At 45.6% G+C, this 26,988-nt stretch carries 21 protein-coding genes; 15 read left to right on the top strand and 6 right to left on the bottom strand.

Going from position 1 to position 26,988, the window contains the following annotated elements; translation table 11 throughout:
* Nucleotides 1–27 precede the first annotated feature (27 nt).
* From A8O14_RS04820 to A8O14_RS04840, 5 genes are all read left to right on the top strand, one after another.
* Nucleotides 28–1,149, top strand: coding sequence for an NADH:flavin oxidoreductase/NADH oxidase (locus tag A8O14_RS04820; protein ID WP_068948489.1), 1,122 nt, complete (start codon nt 28–30; stop codon nt 1,147–1,149).
* A 26-nt stretch (nt 1,150–1,175) separates the two neighbouring features.
* Nucleotides 1,176–2,153: a Bug family tripartite tricarboxylate transporter substrate binding protein gene (locus A8O14_RS04825; protein ID WP_068948490.1), complete on the top strand. Its 978-nt coding sequence runs from the start codon at nt 1,176–1,178 to the stop codon at nt 2,151–2,153.
* 83 nt (nt 2,154–2,236) lie between these two features.
* Nucleotides 2,237–2,899 carry a SprT family zinc-dependent metalloprotease gene (locus A8O14_RS04830; protein WP_068948491.1) on the top strand — a complete coding sequence of 221 codons (663 nt, stop codon included), beginning with the start codon at nt 2,237–2,239 and terminating at the stop codon, nt 2,897–2,899.
* 74 nt (nt 2,900–2,973) lie between these two features.
* Nucleotides 2,974–4,065: a tartrate dehydrogenase gene (locus A8O14_RS04835; protein ID WP_068948492.1), complete on the top strand. Its 1,092-nt coding sequence runs from the start codon at nt 2,974–2,976 to the stop codon at nt 4,063–4,065.
* Between the two features lie 19 nt (nt 4,066–4,084).
* Nucleotides 4,085–6,148: an O-linked N-acetylglucosamine transferase, SPINDLY family protein gene (locus tag A8O14_RS04840; protein WP_068948493.1), complete on the top strand. Its 2,064-nt coding sequence runs from the start codon at nt 4,085–4,087 to the stop codon at nt 6,146–6,148.
* 5 nt (nt 6,149–6,153) lie between these two features.
* Here the strand turns inward: A8O14_RS04840 and dnaQ are convergent, their stop codons facing one another.
* The 5 genes from dnaQ to A8O14_RS04865 all read right to left on the bottom strand — a co-directional run bounded on the left by dnaQ (nt 6,154) and on the right by A8O14_RS04865 (nt 12,726).
* Nucleotides 6,154–6,855 carry a DNA polymerase III subunit epsilon gene (dnaQ, locus tag A8O14_RS04845; RefSeq protein WP_068948494.1) on the bottom strand — a complete coding sequence of 234 codons (702 nt, stop codon included), beginning with the start codon at nt 6,853–6,855 and terminating at the stop codon, nt 6,154–6,156.
* A complete protein-coding gene (locus A8O14_RS04850; RefSeq protein WP_068948495.1) occupies nt 6,855–9,953 on the bottom strand; it encodes an efflux RND transporter permease subunit in 3,099 nt (1,032 codons plus the stop codon). The genes dnaQ and A8O14_RS04850 overlap by 1 nt, the downstream gene beginning before the upstream one ends.
* On the bottom strand, nt 9,950–11,320 hold the full coding sequence (locus A8O14_RS04855; RefSeq protein WP_082913099.1) for an efflux RND transporter periplasmic adaptor subunit: 1,371 nt from the start codon (nt 11,318–11,320) through the stop codon (nt 9,950–9,952). The genes A8O14_RS04850 and A8O14_RS04855 overlap by 4 nt, the downstream gene beginning before the upstream one ends.
* Before the next feature lie 113 nt (nt 11,321–11,433).
* Nucleotides 11,434–11,898: a ribonuclease HI gene (gene rnhA, locus A8O14_RS04860; RefSeq protein WP_068948496.1), complete on the bottom strand. Its 465-nt coding sequence runs from the start codon at nt 11,896–11,898 to the stop codon at nt 11,434–11,436.
* Between the two features lie 9 nt (nt 11,899–11,907).
* A complete protein-coding gene (locus tag A8O14_RS04865; protein WP_082913100.1) occupies nt 11,908–12,726 on the bottom strand; it encodes a class I SAM-dependent methyltransferase in 819 nt (272 codons plus the stop codon).
* A gap of 6 nt (nt 12,727–12,732) precedes the next feature.
* On the opposite strand from A8O14_RS04865, the gene gloB reads away from it, so the two are divergent.
* The 7 genes from gloB to A8O14_RS04900 all read left to right on the top strand — a co-directional run bounded on the left by gloB (nt 12,733) and on the right by A8O14_RS04900 (nt 22,582).
* Nucleotides 12,733–13,542 carry a hydroxyacylglutathione hydrolase gene (gene gloB, locus A8O14_RS04870; protein ID WP_082913101.1) on the top strand — a complete coding sequence of 270 codons (810 nt, stop codon included), beginning with the start codon at nt 12,733–12,735 and terminating at the stop codon, nt 13,540–13,542.
* Nucleotides 13,542–14,978 carry a transglycosylase SLT domain-containing protein gene (locus A8O14_RS04875; RefSeq protein WP_068948497.1) on the top strand — a complete coding sequence of 479 codons (1,437 nt, stop codon included), beginning with the start codon at nt 13,542–13,544 and terminating at the stop codon, nt 14,976–14,978. The genes gloB and A8O14_RS04875 overlap by 1 nt, the downstream gene beginning before the upstream one ends.
* A 28-nt stretch (nt 14,979–15,006) precedes the next feature.
* Nucleotides 15,007–16,890, top strand: coding sequence for a propionate--CoA ligase (locus A8O14_RS04880; RefSeq protein WP_068948498.1), 1,884 nt, complete (start codon nt 15,007–15,009; stop codon nt 16,888–16,890).
* Nucleotides 16,891–17,126: 236 nt separating this feature from the next.
* Nucleotides 17,127–18,314 carry a glutamine-hydrolyzing carbamoyl-phosphate synthase small subunit gene (gene carA / locus A8O14_RS04885; RefSeq protein ID WP_068949718.1) on the top strand — a complete coding sequence of 396 codons (1,188 nt, stop codon included), beginning with the start codon at nt 17,127–17,129 and terminating at the stop codon, nt 18,312–18,314.
* Nucleotides 18,314–21,577 (top strand): carbamoyl-phosphate synthase large subunit, encoded by a 3,264-nt coding sequence (gene carB, locus A8O14_RS04890; protein ID WP_068948499.1) that lies wholly within the window; start codon nt 18,314–18,316, stop codon nt 21,575–21,577. Before carA ends, carB begins: the two co-directional genes overlap by 1 nt.
* A gap of 55 nt (nt 21,578–21,632) precedes the next feature.
* Nucleotides 21,633–22,109 carry a transcription elongation factor GreA gene (gene greA / locus A8O14_RS04895; RefSeq protein WP_068948500.1) on the top strand — a complete coding sequence of 159 codons (477 nt, stop codon included), beginning with the start codon at nt 21,633–21,635 and terminating at the stop codon, nt 22,107–22,109.
* Complete coding sequence (locus A8O14_RS04900) at nt 22,109–22,582, top strand: DUF4149 domain-containing protein (RefSeq protein WP_068948501.1); 474 nt, start codon at nt 22,109–22,111, stop codon at nt 22,580–22,582. The genes greA and A8O14_RS04900 overlap by 1 nt, the downstream gene beginning before the upstream one ends.
* Before the next feature lie 38 nt (nt 22,583–22,620).
* Here the strand turns inward: A8O14_RS04900 and A8O14_RS04905 are convergent, their stop codons facing one another.
* On the bottom strand, nt 22,621–23,244 hold the full coding sequence (locus A8O14_RS04905; protein WP_068948502.1) for a YhbY family RNA-binding protein: 624 nt from the start codon (nt 23,242–23,244) through the stop codon (nt 22,621–22,623).
* Between the two features lie 125 nt (nt 23,245–23,369).
* Here A8O14_RS04905 and A8O14_RS04910 point away from each other — a divergent pair, with 125 nt between their 5' ends.
* The 3 genes from A8O14_RS04910 (at nt 23,370) to folP (ending at nt 26,957) form a co-directional block, all read left to right on the top strand.
* Entirely contained in the window at nt 23,370–24,044 is a 675-nt protein-coding gene (locus tag A8O14_RS04910; protein WP_068948503.1) for an RlmE family RNA methyltransferase, read from the top strand.
* A gap of 159 nt (nt 24,045–24,203) precedes the next feature.
* Nucleotides 24,204–26,081, top strand: a complete 1,878-nt coding sequence (ftsH, locus tag A8O14_RS04915) for an ATP-dependent zinc metalloprotease FtsH (protein ID WP_068948504.1) — start codon at nt 24,204–24,206, stop codon at nt 26,079–26,081.
* Between the two features lie 12 nt (nt 26,082–26,093).
* Nucleotides 26,094–26,957 (top strand): dihydropteroate synthase, encoded by an 864-nt coding sequence (folP, locus tag A8O14_RS04920; RefSeq protein WP_228385110.1) that lies wholly within the window; start codon nt 26,094–26,096, stop codon nt 26,955–26,957.
* Nucleotides 26,958–26,988 lie beyond the last annotated feature (31 nt).

Here is a 26,988-nt window from a genome sequence, read left to right on the forward strand (position 1 = left end):
CCCTTTCCCGACTTTTAAGGCATTTCCATGAGCCTCTTATTTACCCCCTACACACTCAATTCCCCTCGTGGACCCCTAGAGCTTGCAAATCGCATCATCGTCGCCCCCATGTGTCAATATTCTGCCTCCAATGGCGAAGCTACAGACTGGCACCTGATGCATTGGGGAAACTTATTGAATAGTGGGGCTGCTTTGTTCATTATTGAGGCAACTGGGGTAACGCCAGAGGGTCGTATCACTCCAGCATGCCTAGGGTTGTGGGATGACCGTACCGAGACCGCCTTAAAGGATAAATTGAGTCGAGCCCGTAAATTGGCGCCTGCTACTCCAGTATTTATTCAATTGGCTCATGCGGGACGTAAAGCATCAAGTGCCACCCCTTGGAACGGTGGTCAGCTATTGTCGCTTGATCAAGGTGGTTGGGAAACCTTAGCTCCTTCAGCAATTCCACAGCTCGATGGAGAGCGTTTACCGCATGAACTCTCAAAAGCTGAGCTAAAAGATCTGATCGATGCATTTGTCGTGGCAGCCAAACGTTCTGATCGTATCGGACTTGATGGTATTGAATTGCATGGTGCTCACGGTTATTTATTGCATCAATTTTTATCTCCCATTGCCAATCAACGCAAGGATGAATACGGCGGTTCATTTGAAAATCGTATTCGCTTTCCGCTGGAATTATTTTCTGCAGTAAGAGCGGCCTATCAGGGGGTATTAGGTATTCGTATTTCTGCGAGTGATTGGGTCGAGGGGGGCTGGACTCCCGAAGAGACGGCTGAATTCGCAAAAAAACTCAAACCATTAGGATGTGACTTTGTCCACATATCCTCAGGCGGTATTTCTCCAAATCAAAAAATTGCATTAGGACCGAATTATCAAGTGCCATTTGCAAAAATAGTCAAAGACCAATCTGGTTTACCAACGATAACTGTTGGACTGATTACGGATCCCCATCAGGCTGAGGCGATATTGCAAACAGGCGATGCTGATCTGATTGCTTTAGCTCGAGCATTCTTATACAAACCCCGTTGGGGCTGGGAGGCAGCCGCTGTGCTTGAGGGCACAGTGAATGCCAACGAAAGATATTGGCGTTGCTTGCCACGTGAAGCACAAGCGGTATTTGGTAACGTTAAAGTTGGCCAGAGATAACACAATAAAAGTACTCAGGAGATTCTATGAATACATTTGCTTTCACTAAAAAACTATTGGTAATTTTGGGTATCGCCACAGTTACCGGTATAGCAGGCGCACAATCCTTTCCGGATAGACCTATTACTCTAGTTGTTCCCAATCCTCCAGGTGGCTTGGTGGATACCTCGGCACGCTTGCTCAGCGAACCGCTGACAAGGGTGATTGGTCAAACTATTGTTGTTGATAATAAACCTGGCGCAAGTGGAAATATTGCTTATCAATATGTAGCAAATGCTAAACCAGATGGATATACCTTATTAATTTCCTACTCTGGATATCACGTTGGTAACCCAGCTTTAATGGATAAGTTGCCTTGGGATCCGATTAAAGATTTTTCACCTATTGCACTGCTTACCGTATCTACCAATGTCATTGCAGTTCATCCATCTGTACCAGTGAATAACTTAAAAGAATTCATTGCCTATGCTAAGGCTAATCCAGGCAAACTTAACTATGCCTCACAAGGTAATGGCTCGGTATCTCACATTGGTACTGAAATGTTTAAGCAGACCACGGGTGTTGATATGGTCCACGTTCCATACAAGGGCTCTGGTCCAGCTATTCAGGATGTTTTAGCAGGCCAAGTGCAAGTATTTATTTCAACCCCTCCGTCTGTGATGCAACATGTTCAGAGTGGCAAGCTCAAAGGTCTGGCTGTAACAGGTAAGAATCGTCATCCAGGCATGCCAAATGTTCCAACAACTGCCGAAGCGGGCTTGCCATCATTTCAATTGGAGTCTTGGGTTGGCTTATTTGCTCCAGTGGGTACGCCTGCACCAATCGTCGCAAAGTTGACTGACTCTGTTAAGAAGAGCTTGGCACTACCTGAAGTTAAAGAACGTGCCGATGTTGCTGGTGTGGAACTGCGTTACCTTAATCCTGCACAAACAGATGCCTTAGTTAAAAAGGAACTTCCTTATTGGAATAAAGCGATCAAGTCAGCGCATATTACGCTTGACTGATTTCTCGCTCTTTAAGTCTGACCTATGTTTGGTGGCGCATGATCGTCACTTGCCGATTTCTATCTTTCTGAAATTTTTAAATAATGAAGCAACATTCTGTACGTGAAGCTTGGCTAGAGGATGCCGTAAAACACCTTGAGCCCGTATTTTCTAAAGCTGGCTATGCCATTCCACCCGTAAGGGTTTCTTGTGGGTTTCCAGCCTCGAGCAGCCCTAGAACGACACTAGGCCAATGTTGGCCAAGAGAGCGTTCTGGCGGTGGCGTAAATGAGATTTTCATTTCCCCAAAGATTGATGATCCTGTTCAATTGCTTGATACCTTGGTTCACGAGCTTTGTCATGCGGTCGATGATTGCTTCAGTGGACATGGGGAAGATTTCAAAGGAATTGCTCAAACGGTTGGTCTTGAAGGGCCAGCCAGAATGGCTCATGCAACAGAAGAGTTGACCGTTAAACTCATGATGATCAGTCAGGAGTTAGGGCCATATCCGCATCAAGCGATTGTGTTCCCGCCGCCAAGACCCAGCAATGCTAGTAGAAGTAAGGCTAAATGTGGTCAATGCGGTTTTGAGGTCACATTGCTCAAGAAATGGGCAAGCTACGGGGCACCCATTTGCCCTAAGGACAACATTCGTATGCAAGAGGACATTCCTGAGACGATTGAGAATACGACTGACTATGACAGTGACTCCGTTGGCAAGGGCGCCAAAGCACCTCCAGATGAGATACGCAGAGCCATTAGCTAAGCCATAAGTGGGTAAAATTGAGTTTTTTCTACCGATAATTCGCCAACAATAATCATATTTGAGACTACGAACAAATGAACGCAAAAAAGATATTTAAAAACCCTAAGATCGCAGTAATTGCTGGTGATGGTATTGGTAAAGAAGTCATGCCAGAAGGTGTTCGTGCTCTTGAGGCGGCTAACCGAAAGTTTGGTATTGGTATGCAGTTCGATCACTTTGATTTTGCAAGCTGTGACTACTATCTCAAGCATGGCAAGATGATGCCCGATGATTGGTTTGATACTTTAATGAAGTATGACGCCATTTTCTTTGGCGCAGTAGGAATGCCAGACATTCTTCCTGACCACGTTTCTTTGTGGGGGAGCTTGATCCAATTCCGCCGTGGCTTTGATCAATATGTGAATTTACGTCCTGTACGTTTATTACCAGGCGTTCCTTGCCCATTGGCTAATCGCAAACCAGGTGATATTGATTTCTTTGTAGTTCGAGAGAATACCGAAGGCGAATATTCTAGTGTTGGTGGAAAAATGTTCCCTGATACCGATCGCGAGTTTGTAATTCAGGAATCAATCTTTACAAGACAGGGCGTTGATCGTATTTTGCAGTACGCATTTGATCTAGCGCAGAGTCGCCCAAAGAAACACCTTACCTCAGCTACGAAATCTAACGGTATTGCAATTACCATGCCTTACTGGGATGAGCGAGTAGAAGCAATGTCTAAGAAATTTGCTGATGTCCGCACTGATAAATATCACATTGATATTCTGGCTGCGCATTTTGTCATGAATCCAGATCGTTTTGATGTCGTTGTTGCCAGCAATTTATTTGGCGATATCTTGTCGGATTTGGGTCCAGCTTGTACTGGTACGATTGCAGTCGCTCCATCAGGCAGCATTAATCCAGAAGGTAAATTTCCATCATTATTTGAACCGGTTCATGGTTCTGCACCAGATATTTATGGCAAGATGATTGCCAATCCTATTGGACAAATTTGGAGTGGGGCGATGATGCTGGATCACTTGGGTTATCCAGAAGCCGGTAATGCCATTTTCTCTGCAATTGAAAAAGTATTAGCAGTAGGTCCTGGTCATGCACCATTAACACCAGATTTAGGTGGTACTGCTAAAACTGATGACCTTGGTAAAGCGATTGCTGCTGCAATCTAATTGCATGGCTCATTAGGGGATGGCTCAGCCTTATGCGCCCTTACTCCAACAGATGCTGCTGGAGTTTCAAAATCAGCGTCTTGATTCGGCTGAGCGTTTAGCGCGCTCTATACTACGCGTTAACTCCAAAGATCTTGTAGCCCTTCAAGTTCAAGGTCTATGCATGGCAATGCAAGGTCGTGTTGCAGAGTCAATTAAGCCTTTTGCATTAGCCGCAACCCTTGATTCAAAAAATACTGAAATACTGACGAATCTAGCAAAGGCGCAGCATCAAACCGAGTTTTATGCTGAAGCTGTAGCATCATTTGAGAAGCTTAATAAGTTAATTCCTAATAATGTGCAGGTATTAACTGATTTAGGAACTTCATATGCAAAAAATAGACACTACAAAAAGGCAGAGTTAGCTTTTGATAGGGCTATTCAACTAGATCCTAGCTATTTTCTGGCTTGGTCAAATAAGGGAAATCTCTTTGCTGACCAAGGATATCCCGATAGCGCCATCAATTGTTTTGAGAAAGCGCTACAACTAAATCCAACTTATGCTGAAACATGGACTAATTACGGTAATGCTTTTTTTGATCTGGGTCGTTTTGATGAGGCATGTAAAGCTCATGATCAATCATTATTGTGTAATCCCGACTATGCGGAAGCATGGTTTAATAAGGGAAATTGCTTAATAGAGCTAAAGCAGGGAGAGTTAGCCTTGGAGAGTTATTCTAAGGCGTTTGAGCTTAAACAAAAGATTCCATTCTTAATTGGTCAGCTAATCAACTCGCTCGCTACTCAGTGCAATTGGGAAAGCATCGAAGTTTTATTGCCAATCGCTTTAAAAGCAGTTAGCGAGAACAAGCCAGCTGTACCGCCTTTTATTTTGCTTCAAACATCCGCTAACCTTGCATTGCAATATCAAGCGGCTCAAATATACCTTCGCGAACGCATACCATTTATTAATGACGCCACATTTGATCGTGTAAAAAAGTCTGGAAATCAAAAGATAAGGATTGGGTATTTCTCGTCTGACTTCAAAGAGCATCCCGTAGGCATCCTGATTGAAAACTTAATTAAGCTTCATGATCGATCCCGTTTTGAGATTTATGGATTCTTTTTAAGTAAAAAATCTGGGGATTTCCTTGAGAGTAGGCTGGTGGGATCCTTCGATAAGACATTTGATTTATTCGGCATTCATGATATTGAGGCTCAAAAGCAAGTTGTTGATCAGGGACTCGATATTGCCGTCGACTTAAATGGACATACTGCTGGCGCTAGAACAGGTTTATTCGCTAGAAAAATTGCCCCTCTGCAACTAAGTTATCTGGGCTATGCAGGCACGTCAGGCGCTAGCTTTTATGACTATTTAATCGCCGATCAAATTGTCATCCCAGAGTGGAATCAGAAGTTCTTTTCTGAAAAACTCGCCTATATGCCGAATTCTTTTTTTCCAGCAGATACCTTGCTTAGCCCCCAAGAATTTGGTCCGATTCCTACGCGCGTAGACCAAGGCCTCCCTGCGGATGGCTTTATATTCGCAAGTTTCAATAATTCCTACAAAATAACCCAGCAAATTTTTACAATATGGATGAATTTACTCAAAAAAGTTTCTGGCAGCGTGCTTTGGTTATCAAAGCCTTCTGATTTAGCTATTCAAAATTTGCGAGAATATGCTCAAAAGTTAGGAGTCGACCCGAATAGATTGGTATTCGCCAAACTAGTTCCAGCAAGGATAGATCATTTAAGTCGGCTTCGCTTAGCAGATCTATTTTTGGATACTCCACACTTTAATGCGCATACTACTGCGGCTGATACTTTATGGGCTGGAGTACCCGTGTTGACACAGATTGGCGAGACCTTTGCGGGTAGGGTGGCCGCAAGTCAGTTGACGGCTCTGGGTATGGGTGAGTTGATTACAAAAACCCCAGAAGAGTATTTTGCTAAAGCGCTAGAACTAGCCAATGATCCACAGGCACTAATAGAGTTACGCAATAAACAAGAAGCAAATCGATTCACGACACCATTGTTTAATACTAAGCAATACGTCAAAGATTTAGAGTCTTTATATAGCGATCTAATAGAGAAAAAATCTTAGTTACTTTAATTCGCTGGACTCCAAACTGAGTCTTTTTTGCTGGATTTAGCAATCTCTGCCAGAATCTTTTCATGTTGCTCAAGATCATCATTGCTGGCGGTCAAAACTTTTAGGCTTACTGGCAAAGCTTTTGCATGGCTATCTGAGTCTGCGCCTACGGTGTAATCAATTAAATCGATAGAGAGGTCCTCCTGACCTCGAGTCATCGCTATATAGACTTCAGCGAGAAGCTGGGCATCTAATAGCGCGCCGTGAAGGGTGCGATGTTCGTTGCTAATGCTAAAGCGATCGCAAAGAGCGTCTAAGGAGTTGCGCTTGCCTGGAAACATTTGTCGAGCATCTAGCAAGGTATCAATAATCTTCGATGCTAATCCTCTAAATGGAGGGCGCTTGAGAAGCGCAAATTCATTATCTAAAAAGCCTAAGTCGAAGGCCGCGTTATGAATGACAATCTCAGCGCCATCAACAAATTCAATGAGTTGCTCTACGATATTGCCAAATAATGGCTTATCCGATAAAAACTCTCGGGATAAGCCGTGAACTGCAAAGGCACCCGCATCAATATCGCGCTCTGGATTGATGTAATAGTGAAAGGTGCGATCCGTTAATCGTCGATCAATCACTTCAACACAACCAATTTCAATAATGCGATCACCCGTTGCCGGATTCAAGCCAGTGGTTTCAGTATCTAGAATAACTTGACGCATCAGGTTCCCTCAAGTACGGAAGGTGGAATTTCCATGGGTCCATTGCCAGCATATTTATCTAGGTAGAGATAAATCACGGGGGTAATGATCAGGGTTACAAATTGAGAGAAGATTAATCCACCTGCAACGCTAATACCTAGGGGCTGACGTAATTCAGCACCAGCGCCAATACCAAACGCAATAGGTAGTGCACCCATCAACGCAGCAAAGGTTGTCATCATGATTGGGCGGAAACGTAAGATGCAGGCTTCACGGATTGCTTTCTCAGGCGTCATGCCTTGGTTGCGTTGGGCATCTAGCGCAAAGTCAATCATCAAAATCGCATTCTTTTTAACAATACCAATCAAAAGCAAAATACCTATCGATGCAACAATAGTTAATTCAAAGCCAAAGATACGTAAAGAAAGAATTGCGCCAATGGCAGCTGACGGTAAGCCCGCCAAAATGGTAAGCGGGTGAATATAGCTCTCATAGAGAACGCCCAAAAGAATATAGATCACACCTAAAGCGGCAAAGATTAATATCAACTGACCAGATTGATTGCTCTTAAAGACTGCAGCATCACCGCCATAGCTCGTGATGATGGAGGGTGGCAGGCCAATTTGCTTGGTGTATTCCTCAATCTTTTTTGTTGCATCACCCAAAAATACATCGGGAGCTAAGTTAAATGACAGTGTTACTGCTGGAATTTGTCCTTGATGGTTTACTGCCGTTGGACCAATGGTGCGCGTGAAGCTCGCTAAGCTAGATAGAGGGATTAATTTATCTGTTGCGCGGCCACGTACAAAAATCTTATTTAAATCAGTCTCAAACTGACGATCGTCCTCAGAGGCCTCAAGTATGACGTAGTAAGTATTTACAGGGGTATAAATGGTTGAAACTTGCTTCTCGCCGTAGGAAGAGTAAAGCGCAGTTCGAATATCAGAAATGGAAACGCCAGCACTTGCTGCTTTCTCGCGATTAATATCAATCTTGACGTTCAGGCCCTTTAATTGAGAATCGCTAGTGACGTCGCGGAACATCGGATCAGCGCGCATTTTTTGCATGAGCTTATCAGCCCATTCATTAACGCCTTCAAATCCAACGCTTTGTAAAATGAATTGATAGCGAGATTTGCTATTTTTGCCGCCAAGTTGTAAGTTCTGAACAGGACGCATATAAACCTGTAGACCTGGCAGCTCTTTAAATTTAGCGCGTAGACCTTCCATGACCTTAGACATCTTCTGGCGATCGGCTTTGTCTTTCAAAATAATAAAAATACGGCCAGTATTGGTCCCAGAGCTAGCGCCACCACCAACAACCGAGATCGAGCTGGCAACGTTAGGGTCAGTATTTACAAGTTCTGCAGCTTTATCCTGCAATTCCAGCATCGCTTTAAAGGAAATATCTTCCGACGCTTCAGTAGTTGCCTGAATTTGTCCAATATCTTCTTCAGGGAAGAAGCCTTTTGGACTATTGACGAACAAAATAATAGTAATTACAAAAGTTGATGCCGCTCCCCATAGGACTTTCTTGCGATTTTGTAATGCAAGATCCAAGTAGTAGACATAAGTCCTTAGCATCCAATCAAATACTCGATCAAATTTCTTATTAATTGCGTATTCTTTGGCATGCTGGCCTGGCTTTGGCAAAAAACGACTGCAAAGCATGGGAACAACTGTTAAAGAAACAATTGCTGATACCAGGATAGAAAGGGAAACAACGACCGCAAATTCTCTAAACAGTAGACCAATAGGGCCAGCCATAAAGAAGAGTGGAATAAAGACTGCTACCAATGAAATAGAAATGGAGATGATGGTGAAGCCAACTTCTTTGCTGCCTTTTAGAGAGGCTTTCAGTGGATCCATGCCTTCTTCAACATAGCGCATAATGTTTTCTAGCACCACAATCGCATCGTCAACGACGAGACCAACAGCCAAAGTAATGCCCAGCAAGGAAATATTGTCTAGGCTGTAACCCAAAAAATACAACAAGAAGAAAGCGCCAATCAAAGAGATTGGCAAGCTAATTGAGGGAATAACGGTGGCTGATACGTGCTTTAAGAACAAGAATATTACGAGCACAACTAAGAGAACTGTTAGTGCCAATGTGTAATTAACATCATGAATTGCTTCAATAATCGATAGAGAGCGATCATTTAAGAGTTGAAGCTTGACCGATTCAGGCATTTGTTTTTGAAGCTCTGGTAACAATTGTTTAACAGACTTCACCACTTCAACTGTATTTGCGCTAGGCTGACGCAAAATGGCAATCGCAATTGAGCGCTCTCCATTGGCTGTTGCTAAAGTTTTAACATCCTCATAACTCTCTGTGACCTCGGCAATGTCTTTGAGGTAGATCGGTAAGCCATTCTTCTGGCTAATGATCAAATTACCAAATTCTTCTGGTCGAACTAATTGCGGGTTCGCATAAATGGTGATGGCTTGGCGGGGCCCATCAAGCAAGCCTACTGGACTATTAGCATTGGCCTTATTGATCGCAATTGCCACATCATCCATTGTGAGATTGCGATTTGCTAGCGCATCAGGATGAGCGCGCACACGCACGGCATAACGCTTCGCACCGTAAACCAATACCTGTGCAACGCCACTAATCGTAGAAATATTTGGCGAGAGAAGGTTCTCTGCATAGGCATTGAGGTCAGAAAGGTTGACCGAGGGAGAGCTAAGACGAACAACTAGTACAGGTGTATCAGCAGGGTTCACCTTACGATAAGACGGGGGAATCGTCATCTCGATAGGCAAACGCTTTTGTGCGCGTAATAGCGCTGCTTGAACGTCAACAGCTGCCTTATCAATATCTCGATCATTATTGAACTCAAGGGTAATGCTGGTGCTACCTAAAAAGTTCGTTGAGCTAATAACGGTAATGCCGTCAATGGTCGAAAATTCTTTTTCCAGTGGAAGCGCTACAGACGCAGCCATATTTTCAGGTGAAGCTCCTGGCAAGGACGCGCTGACAGAAATAATCGGTGAATTAAAACTAGGAAGGGCGGCTACCGGAATTTTTAAATAGGCAACTGTGCCGGCAATGACGGTTGCTACGGATAGCAACACGGTCATCACTGGCCGCCGAATACATAACTCGGATAGCGTCATTTTTTGTCTGTAGTGCTTGGAGTAGCTGGAGGTGTAGCCGATGCAGCAGGCTGCGCTGGTGCAGTCGGTGCTGGAGAAGGAGGCGATTCTGCTTTAGGCGCTGCTTTATCACTAGACTTCGCCTCACGTGTTTTGCCACCTGGACGAAGGTTTTGCTTTCCTTCTACAACCACCTTATCACCCGCTTGAATGCCGGTGATTACAGATGAGCCTTGATAGTCGTAAACCACCTTGACTGGTGCTAGGCTGGCTTTGCCTTCTTTATCCAAGGTGAAGACAAATTTACCACGAGGATTGATGACTACTGCCTGAGATGGTACAGATAGAGCATCTTTTAAATCACTGGCAACCAAAGATACACGAGCAAATTGACCTGGGAGTAATGTCATGGAGTCATTCGGAATTTGCGCTTTAACTCGGACAGCTGCAATGGATGGATCCACTTGGTTGTCTACAACTAATACGGTACCTTCATAGACCTTTTTACTAGAATCACCAACAGTGACTTTGACTTTTAATGGCTCACCATCCAACTGATTTTCGAGCAGGGTTGGAATATCCTTTTCCGGAATCACAAACTGCACATTGATTGGATTTAACTGAGTGATCGTCACCATCGATCCAACACTGGAGGTTGCGGTTGAGCTAGTTGCGGTAGTGACTACGTTGCTGGCTTGAACCAGTGAGCCAGGGAACACGTTAACAATGCCTGCACGGCCATCAATCGGTGAGCGGATGTAGTCAAATGAGAGTTGCACTTCGGCGGCTTTGGCGGCTGCTTGGGCTGATTTGGCATTGGCCAGGGAAGTCTCCAGTCCTGCCTTGGAAATGAAGTTCTTGGCTACCAACTCCTTGGCGCGTAAATATTGCTTTTGAGCATCATCGGCTAAAGCCTTAAGCTTTTCGTAATTAGCTTTGTCATTACGGTCATCCAGTGTGAACAGAAGATCGCCAGCTTTGACTTCTTGCCCATCCTTGATATTGATCTTGGCAACCGTGTTGGTAACCATAGGACGAATATCAACAATGCTATTTGAAATGATCGTTCCAGTAGCTTCAATAATGAGCGGTACATCTTTCTTCTCAACGATGACAGTTGTCACGGTTACTGGACCACCAGCTTTATCTGATGCTGGGAAAAAATAGTCATAGGCTTTGGATGCTGCGTAAAGCACGATGATGACCAGTAAGATGCGCCATTTAAATTTCACAACAAAAGCTTTGATTGTTGCGACATCGAGCTGTTTTAACTTGCTGACTTGAGGAGATGCTTTTTGCCAAAGTGCACACAAACGCGCTTTGCCAACATTCTTAAGTTGGCCTAACTTGGCGACTAACTGATCGAGAGAAGATTCTATTTTTGACACAGTCTCGTTTTTTCTAAGTTTTTTATAGTTTAAATGCGGTTTCTAGCTGCCTTAAAGCTTGCCCATTCTCTCATAAGCAGGCTTAAATAGTGCTTGGATGAGGCTTATGGGCTCTAGGGTAAAAATTCCTCAACCCCTTTGTTGGCAAGCTGGTCTGCCAGTTCGTTGCCTGGATGGCCATTATGACCGCGCACCCAATGCCAAGAAATCTCATGATCTGGCAGCAGGGCATCCAATTCTTGCCATAAATCCGCGTTTTTAACGGGATCCTTGCTGGCCGTTTTCCACCCCCGTTTTTTCCAGCCCTCAAGCCACTCGGTTACTCCTTTTTGGACATATTGAGAGTCTGTCCAAAGCTCAACTGAGCTTCTTTGCTTTAGTGCCTTAAGGGCAAAGATGACTGCACTGATTTCCATTCGATTATTGGTAGTGAGTTTTTCACCACCATGGATGTGTTTCTCATGATTGCCTGAGCGCAAAACTGCGCCCCAACCACCGGGGCCTGGATTACCTTTACATGCACCATCGGTGTAAATGACGATATGGGGTGGATGGTGGGTGGGTTTGTGGTGGGTCATCTCAGTAATTTACTGCTTCTGTCTATTCTTTAAAGAATCACGCAATTGATTGCGCTCTGCAGCAGGACTGAGTTGTGTAATGGCTGGTATCCGAACAGGCTGAACCTGGCCAATAAGGCGTATCCCTTTATGGCGCTTAATTGCTGATACTAGGAAGACCGCCCCAAATATCGGCCACCAACGGTTGCCCATGGATTCTAAGAAGTCCATCCTAGCCATAGAGGATTCACCATGAAGGGGAAGCTTGTAACAACCAAAGTTGCCGCGATCAAGTGAGTAATTTAAAAGTTGTAACCAGTCTTTCACGCGAATTAGGCTAATAAACTGACCATCTCTTGGAAGGTAAGGATTGCCAATTAATCTACTGAGATATTGCCTAGCACCCCATAAGCTTGCGGGATTAAATCCAGAGATCACAAGGCGACCTTCAGGGCGTAGAATGCGATCGACCTCACGCAAGATTTGGTGTGGATCTGCTGCAAACTCTAAAACGTGAGGCAGTACGACTAGATCAAGGCTCTCATTGGCAAAAGGAAGTTCTGAGGTATTTCCTTCTATCAAATGCCACTGGAATCTTGACGCATATTCACGACTGTCATTTGCATGCATTAATAGCGCCTGCAAAGGCATACGATTTTCACTCAGAGCATTCATTTGCGGTAGACCAATTTGTAGCGCATGAAAGCCAAATACATCGGCCACAATTTGATCAAAGCACTTTTGCTCCCAGCGCAGTACATATTGGCCAGGAGGCGACTGGAGCCATTTCTCCCAGGAGCTCCAAGGAGGTGCAGGCGTCTGTGAGGGGATGGGTGGGGTTGGTATCATCGGTCTATGGATAAGAATACTTTATTGCAAGTTTGGCCGATTCCGGCCTTTGATGACAACTACATCTGGTGTATCCACGATGGAAAGTCTGCTTTAGTGGTTGATCCAGGTGATTCTGCACCTGTTTTGGAGTATCTCGAACAGGCTCACCTCAAATTAAAGGGGATCTTGATTACCCATCATCATGCAGATCACACCGGCGGCATTTTGAACCTATTAAATTCACTGGGTCCAAAGATTCCGGTATACGGTCCTGTTGGCGACAATATTCCAGGGCGAACAGTAGTCGCTATGGAGGGCGATAAGATCGAGATCGACTTTCCGCGCATCAGTCTTAAAGTTTTTGAAGTGCCAGGCCATACATTAAGTCACATTGCTTATTTTGCAAACATGCAAGCCAATGTTGTCGAACCCATGCTGTTTTGTGGTGACACCTTATTTGCTTCAGGCTGTGGACGCTTATTTGAGGGGACGCCTACTCAAATGACGCAGTCACTCGCGAAGTTTGCAGCCTTGCCAAAAAATACATTGGTGTATTGCACTCATGAATACACGCTTTCCAATATTCGCTTTGCACTTGCCGTTGAACCGAACAACGTCAATTTAATTTCATGGTCGGAGCGAGCCCAAGAGCTAAGACAAAAGGGCTTGCCAACGCTACCAACAACGATCGGACAAGAGCTCCAAGTCAATCCTTTTATGCGTAGCGATCAAGCAGAAGTGATTGCATCAGCCAAATCAGTATCTAACCAAGCAGATCTACCAAGCCCAGCCCATGTCCTTGCTACTATCCGCGCCTGGAAAGACCGATTCTGATGCGTTTGGTCTATGCGGCACTCCTTATTGTCGCTTTTTTATCGGGTTGCGCTAGTACTGGAGATTGGTCTTCAGACATGCCTACGAAGTCAGGGTCAAAAGTCTCTAGAGCTACACGAGTTAATTTAAAGAATCAGTCTGTCAGCAAGGTCTATGCGCCTTCTGATAATTTATGGCTTCGTATACGGGATGGCTTTCAGATGGAGCCCATGAACAGCCCGCTGGAGATTGAGCAAGTACGTTGGTTGAGTGCAAGGCCTGACTATGTCCATCGATCCATGGCGCGCTCATCACGTTACTTGTTTTACATCGTCCAAGAAGTTAATGCACGCAATATGCCAACTGAGATTGCCTTACTCCCATTTGTGGAAAGTGCATTTGTAACTAACGCTAAGTCAAGCGCCAAGGCAGTTGGGCTATGGCAATTTATGCCAGCTACTGGAAAAGATTTTCAGTTGACGCAAAACGTCTTTCGGGATGAACGCAGAGATGTCTTGCAATCAACCGATGCCGCTCTAGATTACTTGCAACGCCTCAACAATCAATTTGGGAGCTGGGAGCTTGCATTAGCAGCCTATAACTGGGGTGCGGGCAATGTTGCTAAAGCTCAAAAACGAAATCTAGCTGCAGGCTTACCAACAGACTACGAGAACTTGACCATGCCGCGTGAGACCCGCATGTATGTGCCCAAGCTTATGGCTTATCGTGCGATCGTGCTGGACCCTTCTGCCTATGGCATTGTCTTGCCAGAATTAGAAAATCACCCGTATTTTGTTGCCGTTGATGTAGGTAGCGATATTGATGTTGCATTAGCAATCAAGTTGGCAGAAATTCCGGAAGAGGAGTTTCATAGCCTCAATCCTTCTTTTAATAAGCCGGTTATTCTGAGTAATGCCAATCAGCAAATCCTTTTGCCGTTTGGGCATGCGGAAATTTTCCAGGCCAATCTAAAAAATTACACCAAGCCACTATCTACGTGGACGGCGGTAAAAGTCAGCAAGACTGAAGGCGTCGATCAGGCAGCCAAGACCTTAGGTGTTGATGCAGATGCGCTGAGGCAAGTAAATAGCATCCCAAAAGGCATGCGGATTAAGGCTGGCTCTACCGTCATTATTCCGAAGACAGGCACTAGATCGGGTGACGTCTCATCCGCTATGGCTGATAACGCAAGTCTTAGCCTTGAGAAACCACCTCCGCCTGCACCGAAGTGCCCAAAACCTGCAAAAGGCAGCAAGAACGCCAAGGCAGTGAAGTGCGCCCCAGCTAAATCAAATAATGGAGCTCAAACAGCGAGTTCTAAGGGTAATTCTTCATCAAAAAATGCTGCATCTCAGCATAAATCCGCATCGACAGGACTTGCAAAATCTGCGAAAAATGGTAGTTCATCGTCCTCAGGTAGTAATACCAGTACCAAGGGGGCGAGCAAAAACCCGTAATTTCAGAAACTTTTAGATTAGGTTGACCATGTCCTATAAAGCACATCACGAACGCTCAATTAAAGACCCAGATGGATTTTGGGGTGAGCAGGCAAAGTTAATTCATTGGGAAAAACCATTCGACAAAGTTTTGAATTACGACAACCCGCCATTTGCAAAATGGTTTGAAGGGGGCCTCACCAATCTTTGCTACAACGCAGTAGATCGTCACTATAAAGATCGTCCCGATCAAATTGCGCTCGTCGCGGTTTCAACTGAAACTAATCAAGAAAAAGCCTATACCTATAAAGAGCTCTACGAAGAAGTTAATCGTATGGCTGCGATTTACAAAGCCAACGGTATTAAAAAGGGCGATCGCGTTCTGATTTACATGCCAATGATTGCTGAAGCATGTTTTGCGATGCTTGCTTGTACGCGTATCGGTGCCATTCACTCTGTAGTGTTTGGCGGTTTTGCCTCACACAGCTTGGCTTCTCGTATTGATGATGCACAACCGAAGATGGTTGTGACAGCAGAGGCAGGTGCTCGTGGCGGTAAAGCAGTTCCGTACAAGCCATTGCTAGATGAAGCCATTACTTTGGCTAGCTACAAGCCAGAAAAGGTATTGATTGTGAATCGCGGCTTAACCGAATTCACTACGGTTGCGGGTCGTGATTTAGATTACGCAGCTGAGCGTCAAAAGCACTTAAATGATATCGTCCCAATCGAATGGGTTGATGCAACACATCCTTCATACATTTTGTACACCTCTGGTACAACTGGTAAGCCAAAGGGTGTTCAGCGTGATACCGGTGGTTATGCCGTTGCTCTTGCTGCTTCAATGAAACATATTTTTACTGGCAACGCTGGTGAGACGATGTTCTGTACCTCTGATATTGGTTGGGTGGTAGGCCATAGCTACATTATTTATGCACCATTGCTCAGCGGTATGGCAACCATCATGTACGAAGGAACACCATTACGTCCTGATGCTGGTATCTGGTGGGAATTGGTTGCTAAGTACAACGTCTCCGTGATGTTCTCTGCACCAACAGCAGTGCGTGTTTTGAAAAAACAAGATCCATCATTCTTAACAAAACATGATCTCTCGAAATTACGTGCTTTGTTCTTAGCGGGTGAGCCATTGGATGAGCCAACGGCAAGTTGGATTCATGATGCGATCAAGAAGCCTATTGTGGATAACTATTGGCAAACTGAAACAGGTTGGCCAATGCTGGCTATTCAGCGTGGTGTTGAAGTGATGCCGCATAAGTTTGGTTCACCAGGCGTGCCATCATTTGGTTACAACATGAAGCTCTTGGATGATGCTACTTCTGAAGAGTTGGGACCAGACCAAAAAGGTGTTATCGCCATTGAAGGACCATTGCCGCCGGGTTGCATGCAAACCGTATGGGGCGACGATAAGCGTTTCGTAAGTACCTATTGGGAAACCATTCCAGGTAAGTTGATCTACTCCACATTTGACTGGGGTATCAAAGATAAAGATGGTTACTTCTTTATTTTGGGACGAACAGATGACGTGATCAACGTAGCTGGTCACCGTCTTGGTACGCGTGAGATTGAGGAGAGCATCTCCAGTCATCCTAATATTTCTGAGGTTGCTGTGGTCGGCATCGAAGACAAGCTCAAAGGTCAAGCTGCTATCGCCTTTGTAATTCCAAAAGATGCTTCTAAAGCAGAAAACTTGGAAAAAGAGTGCATGAAGACGGTAGATAGTCAGTTAGGTGCGATTGCTCGTCCTGGACGCGTTTATGTTGTTACGGCCTTGCCCAAAACCCGCTCTGGCAAGATCGTTCGTCGTGCTCTACAAGCGGTTGCTGAAGGTCGTGACCCTGGTGATATCAGCACCATGGAAGATCAGGCCGTTTTAGCTCAAATCAAGACCATCATCGAGCAAAGCGCCGCAACTTAAGCTTTTAGGAAATCCTCCTTGGCCTGTAGGTTTGAGGAGGAAATCTGCCTTTAGAGCCCATTTGGCTGGGGATTCAAGGGTTTAAGGACCAAAACTGGTATGATTGCAAGGTTCGAAACTTATTAAATACCCTAGCGCTTAAAGACACTCACCTCCCGCATAAACAAGCCCCGGGTTGGTCTTTTTGGGGGTTTTGAGCGTCGGATGGAGCAGGGACTGGAGATGGTTTGTCACCCTTGCTTCCTTCTTTTCCTCCCGCCGTGTTGGCTCTAGCTGACGGCACATTATTTCCCGGTTTTAGTATTGGCGCCCCTGGCGAAACTACCGGTGAAGTCGTTTTCAATACCGCATTGACTGGTTATCAAGAGATCATCACTGATCCTAGTTATTCACGCCAAATTGTCACTTTGACATATCCCCATATCGGAAACGTCGGTGTAAATGCCCAAGATGCCGAGTCTGATCAGATTCATGCGGCAGGCTTGGTTATCAAAGACCTGCCAAAACGCGTTTCTAATTTCCGCTCCGAAGGGAGTCTTGACGGCTATCTCACTAAGGCCGGAGTTGTAGGCATTTCCGGAATCGATACCCGCAAGCTCACACGCATATTGCGTGATAAGGGAGCACAGTCTGGCGCGATTGTTGCCGGCAAGTTATGCGAAGATTATGAAGCCCTAGGTAAGAAAGCCTTAGAACTTGCAAAAGCATTTCCTGGAATGGCTGGTTTGGATTTGGCTAAGGTAGTTACCACCAAGAAGTCTTATGAATGGCGTGAAGGTGAGTGGGACTTGCATGGTCCAAACGGTAAACCTGCATACAGAACTTTAGACACCTCTAAACCAACGAAAAAAGTCGTCGCGTATGACTTTGGTGTGAAGCGCAATATTTTGCGCATGTTGACAGAGCGTGGTTGCGAATTAACAGTGGTGCCTGCGCAAACTAGCGCAGCAGAAGTATTGGCAATGAATCCTGATGGCGTATTTTTCTCAAATGGCCCTGGAGATCCGCAGCCTTGCGATTACGCAATTGCTGCCGCAAAAGAAATTATTGAAAAGGGTGTGCCTACCTTTGGTATCTGCTTGGGTCACCAGATTATGGGCTTGGCTGCAGGCGCCAAAACTTTGAAGATGAAATTTGGTCATCATGGAGCAAACCATCCGGTAAAAGATCTCGATACAGGTCGTGTAGCCATCACTTCCCAAAATCACGGATTTGCGGTGGATGCAAACACTCTACCGAGCAATTTGCGTGTTACCCATGTTTCTTTATTTGATGGCTCACTCCAGGGTTTAGCTTGGACTGATAAGCCAGCGCTGTGCTTCCAAGGACACCCGGAGGCCTCGCCAGGCCCCCATGACATAGCCTATTTATTTGATCGTTTTGTGGAGCTCATGAATGCTGCCAGCAAGAAGGAGGGCAAATAATGCCTAAGCGTAGCGACATTAAGAGCATCCTGATTATTGGAGCTGGTCCAATTGTGATTGGACAAGCCTGTGAGTTTGATTACTCTGGCGCACAAGCCTGTAAAGCATTGCGTGATGAAGGTTACAAAGTCATCTTGGTTAACAGTAACCCTGCAACTATCATGACCGACCCAGAGATGGCTGATGTGACTTACATTGAGCCGATTACTTGGGAAGTAGTAGAGCGCATTATTGCTACAGAGAAACCAGATGCGATTTTGCCAACCATGGGTGGTCAAACTGCCTTGAATTGCGCCCTCGATTTGCATCGCCATGGCGTATTAGAGAAATACGGTTGCGAATTAATTGGTGCCTCACCAGAAGCCATCGATAAAGCGGAAGATCGTCAGAAATTTAAAGATGCGATGACCAAAATTGGTCTTGGCTCTGCAAAATCTGGTATCGCTCACTCTATGGATGAAGCACATGAAGTGCAGCAGCGCATTCAGAAGGAAACTGGCAGCTCTGGCTTCCCAGTAGTTATTCGTCCTTCATTCACTATGGGTGGATCAGGTGGCGGTATTGCTTATAACCGCGAAGAGTTTGAAGAGATTTGCAAACGTGGTCTCGATTTATCTCCAACGCGTGAGCTCTTAATTGAAGAGTCATTACTTGGCTGGAAAGAGTTTGAGATGGAAGTTGTGCGGGATCGTAACGATAACTGCATCATTGTTTGCTCCATTGAAAACTTAGATCCAATGGGCGTGCATACCGGTGACTCAATTACTGTTGCCCCTGCACAAACCTTGACCGATAAAGAGTATCAGATCATGCGAAATGCATCGATTGCGGTACTGCGTGAAATCGGCGTTGATACAGGTGGCTCTAACGTTCAGTTCTCGATCAACCCAGTTGATGGCCGCATGATCGTGATTGAGATGAACCCGCGCGTTTCTCGTTCTTCAGCATTGGCCTCTAAAGCAACTGGTTTCCCGATCGCGAAGATTGCTGCGAAGTTGGCTGTTGGTTATACCCTTGATGAACTCAAAAACGATATTACTGGCGGCGCTACACCAGCTTCTTTTGAGCCTTCTATTGACTATGTTGTCACAAAGATTCCTCGCTTTGCCTTTGAGAAGTTCCCACAAGCAGATTCACGCCTAACCACTCAGATGAAATCGGTTGGTGAGGTTATGGCTATTGGCCGTACCTTCCAAGAGTCTTTCCAAAAAGCATTGCGTGGTTTAGAAGTTGGCGTTGATGGCCTGGATGAGGTATCTACAGACCTTGATGACATCATTAATGAAATCAATGAACCAGGACCGGATCGCATATGGTATCTAGCTGATGCATTCCGTATGGGCATGGGCTTAGATGAAATCTACAACGAGACTAAAGTCGACCCTTGGTTCTTAGAGCAGATCGAAGAGCTCATCACTATCGAAACAGAGCTCAAGCAACGCAAGATTGATAGCTTGTCTGCCGCTGAACTACGTCACGTGAAGCAAAAAGGCTTCTCTGATCGTCGCCTGGCTAAATTACTGGGTGTTGATGCCTCCTCAGTCCGTGCAGCTCGGCATCGCCTAAAGGTTGTGCCAGTCTACAAACGCGTTGATACGTGTGCTGCAGAGTTCTCTACCAATACTGCTTACATGTATTCAACTTATGAAGCAGAACATGGTGAGTGTGAATCACGCCCAACGACCAAAGAGAAAATCATGGTCTTGGGTGGAGGCCCAAACCGTATTGGTCAGGGTATTGAGTTTGACTATTGCTGCGTTCACGCTGCCTTAGCAATGCGTGATGATGGTTATGAAACCATTATGGTTAACTGCAACCCCGAAACCGTTTCTACTGACTACGATACTTCTGATCGTCTGTACTTCGAGCCATTAACACTTGAAGACGTATTAGAAATCGTTGCCAAGGAAAAGCCAAAGGGTGTAATCGTTCAATATGGCGGTCAAACACCTTTGAAGCTTGCCTTAGACCTTGAGCGCAATGGCGTGCCAATCATTGGCACCTCACCAGACATGATTGACGCTGCAGAAGACCGTGAGCGCTTCCAAAAACTATTGCAAGACCTCGGTTTGCGTCAGCCACCAAATCGCACTGCTCGCACTGAAGACGAAGCTCTTAAGCTTGCTGAAGAAATTGGCTACCCATTAGTTGTTCGTCCATCCTACGTACTTGGTGGTCGTGCCATGGAAATCGTTCATGACGGTCGTGATCTCGAGCGCTATATGCGCGAAGCTGTCAAAGTATCACATGACTCTCCAGTCTTATTGGATCGCTTCCTTAATGATGCGATTGAGTGCGACGTGGATTGCATCAGCGATGGCTCCAAGGTATTCATTGGCGGCGTCATGGAGCATATTGAGCAGGCTGGTGTTCACTCTGGTGATTCTGCATGTTCATTACCGCCATATTCTTTATCTGACGCAACTGTAGAAGAGATTAAGCGCCAGACCGCTGCCATGGCAAAAGGCCTTAACGTTGTTGGTTTGATGAACGTGCAGTTTGCGATCCAGAATGTTGACGGCAAGGATGTGATTTATGTGCTTGAGGTCAATCCACGTGCTTCACGTACAGTGCCTTTTGTCTCTAAAGCGACTGGTTTGCAATTAGCGAAGATCGCAGCGCGTTGTATGGTTGGTCAATCACTCGAGCAACAAGGCATCAAGTCTGAAGTGAAGCCACCATACTTCTCTGTCAAAGAAGCAGTATTCCCATTCAATAAGTTCCCTGGTATTGATCCAATCCTTGGACCTGAAATGCGTTCAACTGGTGAAGTGATGGGAGTTGGTAAAACCTTCGGCGAAGCGTTATTTAAGTCTCAATTGGGCGCTGGTATTAAGTTGCCTAAGAGTGGTACCGTTCTGTTGACCGTGAAAGACAGCGATAAGCCTAAGGCGATTGAAGTGGCTAAAATCTTGCATCAGCTTGGTTTCCCTATGATTGCAACTAAAGGGACTGCTGCAGCGATTGATGCGGCTGGTTTACCGGTGCGCGTAGTGAATAAGGTTAAAGATGGTCGTCCGCACATCGTTGATTTTATTAAGAATGGTGAGATCTCCTTGGTGTTTACGACTGTTGATGAAACCCGCACAGCGATTGCTGACTCTAGGTCTATCCGGACGAGCGCTCAGGCCAATAGTGTGACTTACTACACTACCATTAGCGCAGCTCGTGCGGTGATGGATGGTTTGCTGGCATCTCAAAACGGCAGCAAAGAGTCGCTAGAGGTTTATTCGCTCCAAGACTTACATCGGGCGCTCATTTAATCTAAAATCAACAAATAGGCGTGTTTTGCGCCTGTTTTTAAGTTAGGTTAGTAGCATGAGCACAATTCCAATTACCAAACGCGGTGCAGAACTCCTCAAAGAGGAGTTGCATCGTCTTAAGCATGTTGAGCGTCCTGCAGTAATCAATGCTATTTCAGAAGCGCGCGCTCAAGGCGATTTGTCTGAGAACGCTGAATACGATGCCGCCAAAGAGAAGCAGGGCTTCATCGAAGGTCGCATTCAAGAGCTTGAGGGTAAACTCTCAGCCGCCCAGATTATCGATCCTGCATCTTTAGATGTTTCTGGTCGTGTAGTATTTGGTGCCACAGTAGATCTAGAAGATCTTGAGGATGGCACTAAGTTTACCTACCAAATCGTTGGTGACGATGAAGCCGATATTGCATTAAATAAAATCTCCATTAGCTCACCTATTGCCCGTGCTTTAATTAGTAAGGAAGAGGGCGATGTAGTGGCTGTTCAAGCTCCTGGCGGTAATCGTGAGGTTGAAATTTTGGCGGTTCGATACATCTAATGACTCATTCCCGAACCCAGAGAATATTTAGCATCCTCTCTGGGTTGTGGGTGGGAAGTTTTATTGCCGTTGGATTTCTTGTGGTGCCTGTTTTATTTTCTTCGCTTGGCGATCGTCAAGTGGCTGGCATGGTTGCAGCATCTCTTTTTAAAACTACCGCTTATATCGGCGTCGCTCTCAGTGGTTTTCTGATGGTGATGGCAAATTATTTAGTGAGACACGGCAATCAACACTATCGCCTAATTCGCTGGATTTTATTGGGCATGCTGGCTTGTACGATTGGCGCTGCATTCATTATTATTCCTTGGATGAATTCCCTCAGAGATCAGGCTTTGTATGCTGGTCTTTCTGTGCGTGAGTCAACCAATGCGGTTCTATTTGGACGGCTGCATGGAGTGTCTAGCATCTTGTTTATGATTCAATCTGCGCTTGGCCTGCTCCTAGTTTGGCGGGCAACAAAAAATGCCGACTAGCGGCGTTCATCTAAGCTATGCGGTCTAGCTAGTTAAACTTAAGACCCAAGTGATTTCTTTTTGTTGCTACTCATGCGCACTTTGCGACGTTTGACTGTTGCTGGCGCTGCAGCAGCTTTACGGTAACCAGGTGATGACCAGCCAATTTTTGATTCTGCTGCTTCTGAACGCAGGACCCGTTTTTTCGGTGTCGCAGATTTAACAGCGGCAGCACGTTCAAAAGGCGATTTGCTTGAAGAGCGACGATCAGATCTTTCTGAAGTGCTAGTGCGAATGCCAGACTTACTTGGTGCGCGATTGGGTTGACGCTTGGTTCTAGGCGCTTGCAATGATTTTTTAGTCTGTTTGCTTGAGCGACCTAAATTGGCATAAGCCTCATCAACGATATCCTTTGGTTTCCATAGGACAAGTAACTTACCAATGTGTTGCACGGGAGCGGCATCAAGCTTGTCACAAAGTTCTTCGTAGATTGCCACGCGCGCTTCGCGATCATCACCAAACACGCGAATCTTGATCAGGCCATGATGATTGATAGCCAGTTTTGCTTCTTTGATCACAGCAGGTGTGAGGCCATCTCCACCAACCATTACCACAGGACTTAAGTCATGGGCGTCGGCTTTGAGAGATTTACGTTGTGCGGGGGTAATAGTTAGTGCGGTCATGGGATCGATGATAGAGCATCAAAGGCTAAATCAGCCTTTTACAAGGGAATTGAGTCGTTTTAAGACAATTCCTTTTGCTTTAGGGGGCAGAAACTAGGAAAATGTAGGGCGAAAGTGGGTAAGTTGTGGCAAAGAATAAATTTAATAAAAGTTGGTTGCAGGATCATCTAACCGACCCCTATGTGAAGATGGCTCAAAAAGAGGGCTATCGCGCTAGAGCGGTGTATAAGCTCAGCGAAATTGACGAGCAAGATCAACTCATTAAAGCCGGTATGACCATAGTGGACTTGGGTAGCGCTCCAGGTAGTTGGTCTCAATACGCGCGCAACCGATTAACTGAGTTGGGCAAAAGCAATCCTCAGATTGAATCTGGTAAACCAGATGGGCAAATTATTGCCATTGATATCTTGCCAATGGAAGACATTGCTGATGTGAGTTTTATTCAAGGTGACTTTAGGGAAGATGAGGGGCTTGCAGCACTGGAGGCCTTATTACCTAAAAATGCTGAAGGCAAGGTTGATCTAGTGCTCTCGGATATGGCTCCCAATCTATCTGGAGTTGGAGTGGCTGATGCTGCCCGTATGGCCTTTTTAGCTGAGATTGCGCTTGATTTTGCAGTTTCTCACCTCAAACCGGAAGGCGCATTGCTGATTAAGTGTTTTAACGGCAGTGGCTACAGCCAGATCGTGGAATCCTTTAAAAAGGTCTTCAAAACAGTCGCCTCCAGAAAGCCTAAAGCTTCTCGGGCAAGGTCTTCTGAGATCTTTCTTCTGGGTAGAAACCTCAAGCCACCTAAATAAGCTCATTAATTAACTCAAATCAGACCCAATAACCCCCTGAAATACATGGGTTTATCAAATAAATATGCCATTAGCCCTTGAAAAAGGCTGGTAGTAGAATCAAATACTTAGATAGCGATTCGCTTTAACTCCTGGATCAATCCAGAAAAGGACTCAATTTTGAACAGCAATATGTTCCAAAAAATCGGTGTTTGGCTCATTGTGGGCTTGGTGCTCTTCACTGTTTTTAAACAGTTTGATAAGCCTAAGGACCAGAACCAGGTCACGTATTCCCAATTCATGGATGACGCCAAGGCTGGCAAAGTAAAGCGCGTTGATGTTCAAGGCCGCACATTGCAGGTGACGCCTGCTGACGGCAATAAGTATTCCATCATCTCTCCAGGCGATATCTGGATGGTTGGTGACTTAATGAAGTATGGCGTACAAGTTACCGGTAAAGCAGAAGATGAACCCAATATGTTGGTTTCTGCTTTGTACTACCTTGGGCCGACTTTATTAATTATTGGTTTCTGGTTCTTCATGATGCGTCAGATGCAAGGTGGCGGCAAAGGCGGCGCATTCTCCTTTGGCAAATCCAAAGCGCGCTTAATTGATGAGAACAGCAACACCGTTACTTTTGCTGATGTCGCAGGTTGCGATGAGGCGAAAGAGGAAGTCTTTGAGTTGGTCGACTTCTTAAAGGATCCGCAAAAGTTTCAAAAGCTCGGCGGCCGCATTCCCCACGGCGTATTGCTCGTAGGCCCTCCAGGTACTGGTAAGACTCTGTTGGCACGTGCTATTGCAGGCGAAGCTAAAGTTCCTTTCTTCTCGATTTCAGGTTCTGATTTCGTGGAGATGTTTGTTGGTGTTGGTGCATCCCGTGTACGCGATATGTTCGAGAACGCCAAGAAGAATTCTCCTTGCATCATCTTTATTGATGAGATTGATGCGGTTGGTCGACATCGTGGTGCTGGTATGGGTGGCGGCAATGATGAGCGCGAACAAACCTTAAACCAAATGCTTGTTGAGATGGATGGTTTTGAAAGTAATAGCGGTGTGATCGTTGTTGCTGCAACGAACCGTTCCGATGTACTAGACAAAGCGCTATTGCGCCCAGGTCGTTTTGACCGTCAAGTACATGTTGGATTGCCAGACATTCGTGGTCGCGAGCAAATCTTGCAAGTACACATGCGTAAAGTTCCTATCGATCCTGATGTCAATGCTGCTGTATTGGCACGTGGCACACCTGGCTTCTCGGGTGCAGACTTGGCGAACTTAGTCAATGAGGCAGCCTTGTTTGCTGCACGCCGTAATAAGCGCTCAGTCGATATGAAAGACTTTGAAGACGCCAAAGACAAGATCTACATGGGTCCTGAGCGTAAGTCTGCGGTCATGCGTGAGGAAGAGCGTCGCAATACGGCCTATCACGAGTCTGGTCATGCAGTTGTTGCAAAAGTATTGCCTAAAGCTGATCCAGTCCATAAGGTGACCATCATGCCGCGCGGTATGGCTCTGGGTGTGACATGGCAGCTACCAGAATTTGATCGCGTCAATCTCTATAAAGATCGTATGTTGGAAGAGTTGGCGATTTTGTTCGGCGGTCGCGCCGCAGAAGAAGTCTTCTTACACTCCATGAGTACTGGTGCATCAAACGACTTTGAGCGAGCTACCAAAATGGCACGAGATATGGTGACGCGTTACGGTATGAGCGATAGCTTAGGCACGATGGTCTATGTTGATACAGAATCAGAAAGTATCTTTGGCCGCAATAGCACCAAGACGGTTTCTGAATTGACTCAACAAAAGGTTGATGCAGAGATTCGGATGCTGATTGATAGTCAATATGCATTGGCTAAATCAATCTTGGAGCAAAATCGCGACAAGGTTGAGGCTATGGTTGCCGCATTGCTTGAATGGGAAACCATCGATGCTGAGCAAATTAATGACATCATGGAAGGCCGTCCACCGCGCGCACCTAAGCCACCACCTGCAACCCAGTTTGGTAACTCTGCTGGTACACCCGGACCGGCGGCAGGTAGTGCTCCAGCCACGGCTTAAGTATTCGGCTTAATGGCTAAGATAGGCATTCAAGTGATGCCCACAACATGGCGTTGTGGGCGTTTTCTTTTTGACTTTAGTAAACGTAAGCGCCCCATCGTCATGGGCATTCTGAATGCCACACCAGACTCCTTCTCAGACGGTGGCCAATTTAGAAGCGCAAAAGATGCAATTGCACAAGCAGAGATCATGATCAAGAGTGGGGTTGATCTTATTGATATAGGCGGCGAGTCTACGAGACCCGGAGCTGAACCTGTATCTCTGCATGAAGAATTAGATCGCGTATTGCCAGTGATTGAGGGATTAAAAGATTGTGGTGTTCCGCTATCAATCGATACCTACAAAGCAGAAACGATGCGCCAAGCTCTCACGGCTGGCGTGGATTGCGTAAATGATATCTGGGCACTCAGACAAGAGGGTGCTATGAGTGCAGTTCTTGAGAGTAACAAGTGCGGCATTGTATTAATGCACATGCAGCGTGACCCAGTGACAATGCAATTTAACCCTGAATACCAAGATGTCGTTGCAGAAGTTAAACAGTTTCTAAAAGAGCGTGCCGATCTATTAATCGGTAAAGGTATTGACCACAACCGTATTACGATTGATCCTGGGTTTGGTTTTGGTAAGAGCCTTGAACATAACCTGAATATGCTCACTAAATTCCAGAGTTTCTCAGAACTGGGTTATCCAGTTTTAGCAGGCATATCCCGTAAATCAATGATAGGCAAAATTACCGGTAAAGATACGAACGAGCGTGTTGCGCCTAGTGTTGTGGCAGCCATTATGGCCGCAGATCGAGGCGCCAAGATTGTCAGGGTGCATGATGTGCCTGAGACTATCGATGCCTTTAAGCTTTGGGAGGCTGTAAATACCTAGACTTAGGACGCAAAACCTAAGATCCTAAGTT

It is taken from the genome of Polynucleobacter wuianus, assembly GCF_001659725.1.
Classification (GTDB): Bacteria; Pseudomonadota; Gammaproteobacteria; order Burkholderiales; family Burkholderiaceae; genus Polynucleobacter; species Polynucleobacter wuianus.